The organism is Faecalibacterium butyricigenerans (genome assembly GCF_020687345.1).
Lineage (GTDB): Bacteria > Bacillota > Clostridia > Oscillospirales > Ruminococcaceae > Faecalibacterium > Faecalibacterium butyricigenerans.
Genome location: NZ_JAJEQL010000050.1, coordinates 1 through 10702, shown reverse-complemented (window position 1 = coordinate 10702; position 10702 = coordinate 1). Strand labels below are relative to the sequence as shown.

Sequence of the window (10702 nt, the reverse complement as noted above, 5' to 3'; positions counted from 1 at the left end):
CGGAAACCCCTTAGTTTACTAAGGGCGCAATTATACACCACCCAGAGGTTGGTGCATTGCGTTCTCCGAAGGCTCCTCGCCGGAGGGCTGTGATTTTCCGCAGTCATGGTCTGCTTCAAATCAAACAGGGGACGCTACGCTTCCCCTGCGCTGGCTGCCGCCAGCTACCCTTTTGTGTACTTGCCATCTGGGGACACCTTGCGTTGCAAGCTGTTCCCAGCCGACAAGTTTCATAAAATATGCTATCTTTTCGATAGCCAATGAAGTATAATGAAGATGACAACAAATCGGAATTTACCTCTATTCAGACATACAAACTGTTGACAATAAAGCTCCTATATAGTATGATTTTATAAACTACTATATAGGAGCTTTTGCATGAAAACAAATGGAGGATTTCTTGTCACCAAAATAAAACAGCTTGGTGACCGGATTTTTGAGAAAATTCTCAGCGAAAAGAATATTGATGCGTTCAATGGAGCCCAAGGGCGCATTCTTTATGTGCTGTGGCAGGAGGATGGAATCTCGATCAGGTCACTCTCGGTCAAATGCGGATTAGCGATAACATCTCTTACGACGATGCTGGAAAGAATGGAACATCAAGGGCTGATAAGCCGTGTTCAGTCTGAAACGGACAAAAGGAAAACACTCCTGTTTCTGACTGAGAAAGCACATGCCTTAAAGGACGAGTACGATTCTGTATCTGATGAGATGGGCAGCATTTACTACAAGGGTTTTTCAGAGGAAGAAATTACCCGGTTTGAGGAATGCCTCGACCGCATCAGAAAGAATCTTGAGGAGTGGCAGAAGTCATGAGTATTTGTATCAAAGATCAGATCCAGAACATGAATCTCGTCATCGGCTGCACAGTGGGGTGTACATATTGCTATGCCCGCAACAATGTAAAGCGCTGGCATATGATTGATGACTTTGCTGATCCTGAGTTCTTTCCGGGCAAGCTCAAGATGATGGAAAAGAAACGTCCGCAGAACTTTCTTCTTACCGGCATGAGCGATCTCTCCGGATGGAAGCCGGAATGGAGAGACGAGGTATTTGCAAAGATCCGTGAAAATCCACAGCATCAGTTCCTGTTTCTTACCAAGCGCCCCGATCTGCTGGATTTTGATACCGATCTGGAAAACGCATGGTTTGGCGTTACGGTGACGAGGAAAGCAGAACTGTGGCGTATCGACGCCCTTCGAAAAAACGTCAAAGCAAAGCATTACCATGTTACCTTTGAGCCGTTATTCGACGATCCCAGTACAGTTGACCTTTCCGGAATCAACTGGATCGTTGTCGGCACTATGACTGGGGCTCAGAGCAGGAAGATTCATACGGAGCCGGAATGGGCATGGTCTCTGGCGGACCAGGCACATAAGCTCGGCATTCCGGTGTTTATGAAGGAAGACCTTGTCCCTATCATAGGGGATGAAAATATGATTCAGGAAATGCCGGAGGAATTCAATAAAGTATTAGAGGTACAGAGATCATGGCAGAAGTAATCGATGGAATCCTCATTCGTGAGGTGGAAACAAAGAACATCATGACCAAGTCCAGTCTGCCGGTAGGCGGTTACTCGGTCAATCCCTATGTGGGCTGTACACATGCCTGCAAGTATTGCTATGCTTCTTTTATGAAGCGCTTTACCGGACACACGGAGGAATGGGGCACTTTCCTTGATGTGAAGCATTGGCCAGAAATTAAAAATCCGAAGAAATATGCCGGACAGCGGGTGGTCGTCGGTTCTGTGACGGATGGCTACAATCCACAGGAGGAGCAATTCGGGAATACCAGAAAACTTCTGGAGCAGTTGATCGGCAGTGACGCAGATATTCTGATCTGCACAAAGTCGGATCTTGTGGTACGGGATATTGATCTGCTGAAGAAGCTTGGACGAGTAACCGTTTCATGGTCAATCAACACACTAGATGAAAATTTCAAGAACGATATGGACTCTGCTTCTAGCATTGAGCGCCGTATCGCTGCTATGAAGCAGATATATGATGCAGGTATCCGTACAGTCTGTTTCGTATCTCCGGTATTCCCCGGTATCACGAATTTTGAAGCAATCTTTGAGCGGGTAAAGGATCAGTGCGATCTGTTCTGGCTCGAAAATCTCAATCTTCGAGGCGGTTTCAAAAAGACAATTATGGATTATATCGCCGGAAAATATCCTGATCTTGTACCACTTTACGACGAGATCTATAACAAGCATAACCGCAGCTACTTTGAAGCACTTGAAGTAAAAGCTGAGGAAATGGCTAAGAAGTATGATTGCCCATTTGTGGATAATGAAATGCCTTATGGCAGAGTCCCGCAGGGGCATCCGGTGATCGTAGATTATTTCTATCATGAGGAAATCCGAGGGACAGAAAATACCGGAAAAAGAAATCGCTAACTTCCAGTTTGTCAGCTTCACATCGGGTCAACTTGCCCCGAACTTTTACAATTAAATACCCGCCGCCCACATAGCGGCACACCGAGCAGGAAATCTGAAAAAGGTCTCCTGCTTTTTTTCTGCCCAAAATGAGGTGGTAAAACGCCACCCCGTCCACCAATTAGCGAAAGGAGGGACACGAAATGCCCTGTCCACACAACGAAATCACGATTGTTCAGCGCAGCCAGCGGCAGTCTGCGGTTGCCGCCGCTGCTTACCAGAGTGGCGAAAAGCTGTTCTGTGAATACGACCAGCAAGTGAAGCACTACCCGGAAAAGCGTGGTATCGTCCACAATGAGATTCTGCTCCCAGCAAATGCCCCGCCGGAGTATGCAGACCGTAATACCTTATGGAACGCCGCCGAAGCGGTGGAGAAGCAATGGAACTCCCAGCTTGCAAGGCGGTGGGTGCTTACCATCCCCAGAGAGATACCGCCTGACCAGTACGCTGTCCTTGTCCGAGAGTTTTGCCAGCAGCAGTTTGTTTCCAAAGGCATGATCGTTGACTTTGCCATCCACGACCCCCATCCGCCGGGACACAATCCCCACGCCCATGTCTTGCTCACTATGAGGGCAATAGACGAACATGGGAAATGGCTTCCCAAGAGCCGCAAGGTTTATGACCTTGATGAAAGCGGAGAACGGATAAAACTTCCGTCCGGCAGGTGGAAAAGCCACAAGGAGGATACGGTTGACTGGAACGACCAGAAATATTGTGAAATCTGGCGGCATGAATGGGAAGTAATCCAGAACCGCTATCTGGAAGCCAATGACCGCCCGGAGCGTGTGGACTTGCGTTCCTATGCCAGACAGGGGCTTGATATTATCCCTACTGTCCATGAGGGGGCTGCTGTCCAGCAGATGGAAAAGCGTGGTATCCAGACAAATATCGGCAACCTGAACCGGGAAATCAAAGCTGCCAACCGCCTAATGAAGTCCATCCGGCAGCTTATCCAAAACCTCAAAGGCTGGATTACCGAGCTGGGAGAAAAACGGAAGGAGCTGCTTGCACAAAAAGCGGCGGAGGAAGCGACACTTCTTCCCAATCTGCTGATGAAGTATATGGAGATACGAAAGGAAGAACGGAAGGACTGGACAAGGGCTGGACAGAACCGGGGGACTTCACAGGACTTAAAGGCAGTCAGCGAAGCCCTATCCTATCTCCGGCAAAAGGGGCTTTCCACTGTGGAGGACTTAGAAGCATTTCTGGAATCTTCCGGGAAATCAGCCGCAGATTACCGCAATCAGATGAAGCCAAAGGAAGCCCGCAGCAAAGTGATTGACGGGATTCTTGCCAGCCGGACAGACTGCAAGGAATGTAAGCCTGTCTATGAGAAGTACCAGAAGATGTTTTTTAAGAAAACAAAGGAGAAATTCAAACAGGAACACCCGGAGGTTGCCCGGTATGAGAAAGCCGCCGCCTACCTTGCCAAGCACCCGGACGATAAGGACAGTACCCAAAATGAGCTGCAAGAGGAGCAGGAAAAACTTCTCAGCGAAATCGCAGAGCTGAAAGAACCTTTGACCGAGGTACAGGCTGATTTGAAGAAGTTGCGGGACATCCGCTACTGGGTACGGAAAGCTACACCCGGCACAGAAGAAAGCAAAGAGCCGCCCAAGAAGCAGCCTATCAAGGAAGTCTTGCAGGATAAGGCTGACGAGAAAAAAGCACAAAGAACTGTCCCGGCACAGACGAAACACAAACAACAGGATATGGAACTTTAACAGGCACTTGCCATTTTCAATCAGAGAATGTCAGGTGCTTTTTTGTTTTCAAGGAGGGATAGATTTGAATGTATTTGAAGCTGTGAAGCAGTCCGTCACAACAAGACAGGCTGCGGAGCATTATGGAATCCATGTAGGTCGGAACGGGATGGCTTGCTGCCCGTTCCATAACGATAAAACCCCAAGCATGAAGCTGGATCGGCGTTACCACTGCTTCGGCTGCGGTGCTGATGGGGATGTGATTGATTTTACCGCCGCCCTGTATGGTCTGGGAAAGAAAGAAGCCGCCGTACAACTGGCACAGGACTTCGGGCTTTCCTATGAGGACTGGAAACCGCCGGGAAAGGCAAAAAAGCCCAAGCCCCGGCAGAAATCCCCGGAGGAACAGTTTCAGGAAGCAAAAAACCGTTGCTTCCGTATCCTTGCCGATTATCTCCACCTGCTCCGGGCATGGAGAAAGGAATATGCCCCGCACTCCCCGGAGGAAGCCTTTCATCCCCGGTTTGTGGAAGCCTTACAGAAGCAAGACCAAGTGGAATATCTGCTGGATGTGCTGCTCTTTGGGGAAACGGAGGAAAAAGCGGCTTTGATTACGGACTACGGAAAGGATGTGATACAGCTTGAACAGCGAATGGCAGAGCTTGCCGCCGCAAACGCAGCAAGAACTAAAAAACACCATGAACGCCATGCAGCCGCCCCAGAGCATTGAGGAAATCAAGGCGGGGCTGGAAACTACCGAGAAAGGCGGTGTCCGTCAGAGCATACGGAACTGCCTGACCGTATTCCAGCGTGACCCGCTGCTTTCCGGGGCTATCGCATACAACATCCTAACTGACCGCAAGGACATCATAAAGCCCATCGGCTTCCACAGAGAAAGCACCGCCCTGAACGATACGGACATGAAGTATCTGCTTCTCTATCTGGAAGAAACCTACGGGCTTACCAATGAGAAAAAGATTGATAACGCCATCGGGATTGTGGCGAATGAAAACAAGTACCATCCCATCCGGGACTACCTAAGTGACCTTGTGTGGGACGGGACAGAACGAATCCGTTTCTGTCTGCGGCACTTTCTGGGCGCTGACGCAGACGATTACACCTATGAAGCGTTGAAGCTGTTCCTGCTGGGTGCAATCTCACGAGCCTTTCAGCCGGGGTGTAAGTTTGAAATCATGCTCTGTCTGGTAGGCGGTCAGGGGGCTGGCAAGTCCACCTTCTTCCGTCTGCTGGCAGTCCGAGACGAGTGGTTCTCCGATGATTTGCGGAAGCTGGACGATGACAATGTGTACCGCAAGCTGCAAGGTCACTGGATTATCGAAATGTCGGAAATGATGGCAACCGCCAACGCCAAGAGCATTGAGGAAATCAAGTCATTTTTAAGCCGGCAGAAAGAAGTTTACAAGATACCCTATGAAACCCACCCGGCAGACCGCCCCCGTCAGTGCGTGTTTGGCGGCACTTCCAATGCCCTTGACTTCCTGCCCCTTGACCGTTCCGGCAACCGCCGCTTTATCCCCGTCATGGTGTACCCGGAGCAAGCCGAGGTTCACATTTTGGAGGACGAAGCTGCTTCCAGAGCCTATATCGAGCAGATGTGGGCGGAAGCGATGGAGATTTACCGAAGCGGCAGGTTCAAGCTGGCTTTCAGCCCCGCCATGCAGCGGTATCTCAAAGAACACCAGCGGGATTTTATGCCGGAGGACACCAAAGCCGGGATGATACAGGCGTATCTTGATAAGTACACCGGGAGTATGGTCTGTTCCAAGCAACTCTACAAGGAAGCCTTGAACCATGCCTTTGACGAGCCGAAGCAATGGGAAATCCGGGAAATCAACGAGATTATGAACCAGTGCATTTCCGGCTGGCGGTACTTCCCGAACCCAAGAATGTTTTCCGAATATGGCAGACAAAAGGGCTGGGAGCGTGAAAACCCGGCAACGGACTCCGGCAACCCGTCTGAAAAAACGATGGACGGTTTTGTGGAGGTCACAGAACAGATGGAGCTTCCATTCTGAAAATGACAGCCCGTTGCCCCCCCTGTTGCTATCCCGTTGCCGAGCCGGTTGCCGGGGAAAACCCCTTATTTCCGGGCTTTTCTCCCTTATAACAACCAAAACAACAGAAAAATAAAAGAAAAGTATAAATAGTAATCATCGCCAGATTGAGATTGTTTGCAAGGTCTTTTGAAGCCCGTTGCCGGACTTCGTTGCCGACACCTTCTGTCTGGCTATTTTCATGTATGGAGGATAACTGCCTATCCCGTACCTCAAACAGCATTGCAACCTTTCGGCCATGGAGCAGACCGCCACCACCGCTTTGCGGGAGGGGCAGAACATTTCGCCGGAACAGACTGCCTATTACAACGCCGTTGTGGCCTATGTGCAGGACTGCCGCCCGCTGCTCAATCAAGGTCAGTATGACTTGCCGGAACCGCCCAAGCTGGCCGACTTCGACCAGAGCTTGCAGGACTACAAGGCACAGGTGCAGACCGAGATCGCGCAGGAAGCGGCCGCTGCTGGAATGACCGTGGAAGAATACGCGGCGGCAGGCTTTGAAGCACCGCAGCAGGACAGCTTTTCTATCTACCAGCTGCGCAATGAAGATTCCACCCGTGATTACCGTTTTGAACCTTACGACCGCCTGCAGGCCGCTGGCCGAACCGTGGACAAGGCCGACTATACAGAGGTATATGCCGCGCCGTTGGCTGCTGGCACCACATTGGAGGACATTTACCGTACATTCAATGTGGAGCATCCGGCAGACTTCAAAGGACATTCGCTGTCTGTTTCGGATGTAGTGGTGCTGCACCAGAACGGGCAGGACACAGCCCACTACTGCGACAGTGTGGGCTTCCAGCAGGTGCCGGAGTTCTTGCGGGAAAATCCGCTGCGCACCGCAGAGCTGTCCACTGAACAAAACGAGAATATGATTGACGGTGTGTTGAACAATGCGCCCTCTCTGGGAGAATTGGAGGCCAAAGCAAAGGTCGGAGAACAAATTTCTCTGACCGACCTTGCCGCCGCAGTCAAGGCCGAGGAAAAGGCACCAAAAGCCAAAAAGTCCCGCACGGCCAAACCGAAAAAGCCGTCCATCCGGGCACAGCTGGATGCTGCAAAAAAGGAACAGAGCAAGCAAACACAGCCACGGGAAAAGACAAAAGAACTGGAGGTGTAAACCGTGCAGAAATTTGAAAACATGGATGTGATCGCTGCGCTGGAAGCCATCATGCACCAGAATACTGCGTATTACCAGAGCGATTTTTCTTTTGACATTAAGATGCTCCGGGAAGCGGCCCGCAGTGACCAACCGGAAGATAAGCTGCTGTTGTGGCTGTCCCGACCCTCTGGAACATTCTGCTTCCGGGAACGGGATGTGCTGCTCAAAGACACCCAAGCCTACAACACATGGAAATTCTGCGGCGAACAGACCCACGACAGGATTCTTGCCTATGCGGTGGAGCTGACCGGCGCAGCCAACAGAACTGTGCAAGGCAATCTGTATGAACTGGATTACCAGCAGCACTTCCAGCATATCCGGTATGCAGCCCTGCCCGTGGGTGCCAATCGTCTGATCTACGAAAGCGGGATGCGGGAGATTGGCCCGAAAGAGCATTTCGACGGCCGCCCGGACAAATATTTCGGGGATTTCATGCGGTATGAAATGCAGCCCCGTGAGCCGGAACTTCTGCAAGCTGCCATCCGGCAGGAGCAGCGCAACCGGGAGCCTGCACAGCCCGGTGATTTCAAAGAACATCTTGCGGCACTGCACACCGGGCTGATCGAGGCCGAGGCACAGCGCATTGTAGCCGATATAAAGCGGCTGGCGGCCCCCAACAGCCCGGACAAGAATCATTTTATGGTGGAGGTATCGCCCTACTTCACCAAGCTGGCATCCAGCCGGGACACGGACCAGCTGCTTGCCATGCTGCCGTATAAATCTTTACATCTGTCCAGTGTGAAAGACCGTTTTGGCATCTACGCGCTGGTTGACAAAAACGAGAACCGAGATAAGAACATTCGCAAACCCCATGCTTCTGTCCGCAAGCAGCTTTCCGAAACAAAACAGGCCGCCAGTCCGAAAAGGGCAGCGGCCCGCAGTAAACAACACGAAATGGAGGTCTGACCATGAATCTCAGCGTGGAAGAAGAAAATTTGATCTGTATGTACCACACTTCTGACCGCCGCCGGACGATGGCGCGGATGATAGCTGCCCCGCCGGACATGGACACGGAAATGCGGCGGCTGGCAAATGGCACTATTGCAAAGTTGAAGCGCATGACGGATACCGACTTTGACGGACAGAGATTTGATTTTGTGGGTGAGTGATACCGATTGCTGGACAATGACACATTATTTTCGCTAAAAGTAATGTGCCATTGTCATCATAGAAATAGCCGGACACGGTGGCCTTGTGGCTGCTGTGTCCGGCTATTTTTCATGTATCAGTCTTTATCTTTTTTATCGGTGAGATTTTCCGGCAGTTCGGCGGCATCTTCTACAATGTCGGTTACAAGCTGCTGGAAGTCAAACGCATTCTTTTCTGTGATAACGGGCTTGCCGGTTTCCGCTTCAAGAGCCTGCCGCGCAATGCCGGCCACTTTGCCGCCACGCTTGGCAACCTGCTTGTTTTCTTCAAAGGTCTGCGGCTTTGCAGTCTTGGAAATATCCGTAGTGGAGGCTTCGGCCAGCATCGTCAAAACAAGTTCCAAATCAGTCATGTTATCCCGGAGATTTTCTTTTGTCAGACCTTTCAGCCGCTTGTACTGCCCCGTGGTCATGCCGGACCATGCGCGGGAGATTTCATCGGTCAGGATGGCGTACTCCTTGCCCTTTTGCACTCCGCGCTTCTTCCATTCGTCCGTTAGTTCGTTGCGGATGCGGATTGCCAAAAGCCGCTGGTGAATCCATTCTTCGGAGTAGCCTTTTTTCAAATAGGTATCAAGTGCGCGGTCGATGGCCTGTTCCGGGTCGATGGTTTCCTCGATGCGTTCCTTGCCTACCATTGCCAGCCATGCCTTGAACGGCTCAGCCTTTGGGGATGGGATAGACTGGATAATGCGTAGGAGTTGTTCAGTGTTGGCAACGTCCGTTTTACGTTTTTTGCCGTCCGGGGCAGTCATTTTCAAACCATTACAATTTGTAATGGTTTCATTTCCTTCGTCTTTAAGACGCTTTTTTAGAACGCGCCAATAGTTCTGTGGGTCTGCGCTGTCAGTCAGAACAGCAATCACATCAACGATGGCAAAATACCATTCTTCCTTTTCTGCATCCCATGCAGTACGGATTTTCTGATCTTCAAAAAGCTGGATGGAGCTATTGTCTTTCACTTCTGCCATAGAGGGTTCCTCGCTTTCGTTGTCTAAGTCTATTTTACATGATTTCGGGTGGAAACGCCACCCGGTCTAAGCGTTTGGGATTCAAAAATCCGAACAATATTTTGTGCAGATTTACCGTTCCTGCATCTGCTTCTTTCCCGGTGCTGTCCGCAGGATGCCGTCCACATTCTGCTTTATGATGCCATACTCCTGCATCTGGCGTTTGGCTTCGGTGTACTGCCGCTGCAACTGGTCTTTCTGCTCGGCCAACTGCTTATACTCGGCTTTCAGGGCGTAGAGGTCAGGCAGCTTTTGAAAGCCCTGTTCTTTCAGGACCTTGGCCGCTGCTTCATAGAGAATCAGGGTGCCTTCATGCTTACGTCGGAACTGCTTTTTGTCAGCGGCCCGCTGATACTCCTGCACCAACGGGCGCAGTTCTTTACAGGTGGTGACATCCTTTATCAGCACGGCCATTTCAGCAAGTCGGCGCTCTGCTGCTTTCAATGCGGCGGCAGCTTCGGTGCTGGCGGCGGTGATCTCGGCCACCCGGCTTTCCAAATCCGGGTAGCTTTCGATTTCATGCTCAGTCAGGAAGTTCAGCGTCCGGGCAGCCTGTTTCAGATTGTGGAGTTTTGCCCACTTCTCATACCCTGCGGACTGCTGGGCCTTGATGCTGTTCTCCAAATCAATCCGCAGCGAAATTTTGCGGTTTTCTTTGGGCTTCCGCTCCGCAAACCGCCCTTTGATGCGCTCGGTGATAGCTTCTTCGGTGTAGGCTTCGCCCAGCGTTTTGCAGCGAGTGAACCGCCCCTGTCCGGGCGCACGGAACGAAATATACTTGCCCCGCTTGACTTCATAGCCCTGCTCCTGCAGGAGCCGCAGAAAATCGTCAAAATCCTTGGCATGCGGGATGGCTGCATCTATGGCGGTTTTCAGCTTCGCCTTCCAGCTCGTGCCCTTGCGGTGTGCATCCCACTCGGCATAGCTTTTGCCCCGATCTTGACCGGGCATCACCACAGACAGACCATGTTCCTTGCACAGCCGGTCGCTGGTGCGCCGGATGTAGGCATAACTCTGTCGGTTGGAAACATACTTTCGTTGGTTCACCATGTCCACGGCACAAAAGATGACATGGTTATGGACGTGCCCCTTGTCAATGTGCGTGGTCAGCACATACGGGTATTTGCCTTGCAGGACTTCATCTGCAAGCTGCCGGCCAATCTCGTG

At 51.2% G+C, this 10702-nt stretch carries 10 protein-coding genes and 1 pseudogene; 9 read left to right on the top strand and 2 right to left on the bottom strand.

Going from position 1 to position 10702, the window contains the following annotated elements; all coding sequences use genetic code 11:
- Positions 1 to 378 precede the first annotated feature (378 nt).
- The 9 genes and pseudogenes from LKD23_RS12265 (at position 379) to LKD23_RS12225 (ending at position 8486) form a co-directional block, all read left to right on the top strand.
- Positions 379 to 816 carry a radical SAM mobile pair system MarR family transcriptional regulator gene (locus LKD23_RS12265; RefSeq protein ID WP_118285036.1) on the top strand — a complete coding sequence of 146 codons (438 nt, stop codon included), beginning with the start codon at positions 379 to 381 and terminating at the stop codon, positions 814 to 816.
- Positions 813 to 1502: a radical SAM mobile pair protein A gene (locus LKD23_RS12260; RefSeq protein WP_118285037.1), complete on the top strand. Its 690-nt coding sequence runs from the start codon at positions 813 to 815 to the stop codon at positions 1500 to 1502. Before LKD23_RS12265 ends, LKD23_RS12260 begins: the two co-directional genes overlap by 4 nt.
- A complete protein-coding gene (locus LKD23_RS12255; protein ID WP_118285038.1) occupies positions 1490 to 2398 on the top strand; it encodes a radical SAM mobile pair protein B in 909 nt (302 codons plus the stop codon). The genes LKD23_RS12260 and LKD23_RS12255 overlap by 13 nt, the downstream gene beginning before the upstream one ends.
- A gap of 182 nt (positions 2399 to 2580) precedes the next feature.
- On the top strand, positions 2581 to 4161 hold the full coding sequence (mobQ, locus tag LKD23_RS12250) for a MobQ family relaxase (protein WP_173900606.1): 1581 nt from the start codon (positions 2581 to 2583) through the stop codon (positions 4159 to 4161).
- A gap of 64 nt (positions 4162 to 4225) precedes the next feature.
- Complete coding sequence (locus tag LKD23_RS12245; RefSeq protein WP_227621879.1) at positions 4226 to 4870, top strand: CHC2 zinc finger domain-containing protein; 645 nt, start codon at positions 4226 to 4228, stop codon at positions 4868 to 4870.
- Positions 4839 to 6176 (top strand): virulence-associated E family protein, encoded by a 1338-nt coding sequence (locus LKD23_RS12240; RefSeq protein ID WP_227621877.1) that lies wholly within the window; start codon positions 4839 to 4841, stop codon positions 6174 to 6176. The genes LKD23_RS12245 and LKD23_RS12240 overlap by 32 nt, the downstream gene beginning before the upstream one ends.
- A 241-nt stretch (positions 6177 to 6417) precedes the next feature.
- Positions 6418 to 7335, top strand: a pseudogene (locus tag LKD23_RS12235) (YodL domain-containing protein); the annotation flags it as partial.
- A gap of 3 nt (positions 7336 to 7338) precedes the next feature.
- Positions 7339 to 8283, top strand: coding sequence for a hypothetical protein (locus tag LKD23_RS12230; protein ID WP_438359810.1), 945 nt, complete (start codon positions 7339 to 7341; stop codon positions 8281 to 8283).
- Positions 8284 to 8285: 2 nt separating this feature from the next.
- A complete protein-coding gene (locus LKD23_RS12225) occupies positions 8286 to 8486 on the top strand; it encodes a transposon-transfer assisting family protein (protein ID WP_227621876.1) in 201 nt (66 codons plus the stop codon).
- A 116-nt stretch (positions 8487 to 8602) separates the two neighbouring features.
- On the opposite strand, the gene LKD23_RS12220 is transcribed toward LKD23_RS12225, so the two are convergent.
- Together LKD23_RS12220 and LKD23_RS12215 are read right to left on the bottom strand one after the other, a co-directional pair.
- Positions 8603 to 9496, bottom strand: a complete 894-nt coding sequence (locus LKD23_RS12220; protein ID WP_227621875.1) for a BRO-N domain-containing protein — start codon at positions 9494 to 9496, stop codon at positions 8603 to 8605.
- 111 nt (positions 9497 to 9607) lie between these two features.
- Positions 9608 to 10702 (bottom strand): relaxase/mobilization nuclease domain-containing protein (locus tag LKD23_RS12215; protein WP_227621874.1); only part of this gene is annotated, 1095 nt, incomplete at its 5' end.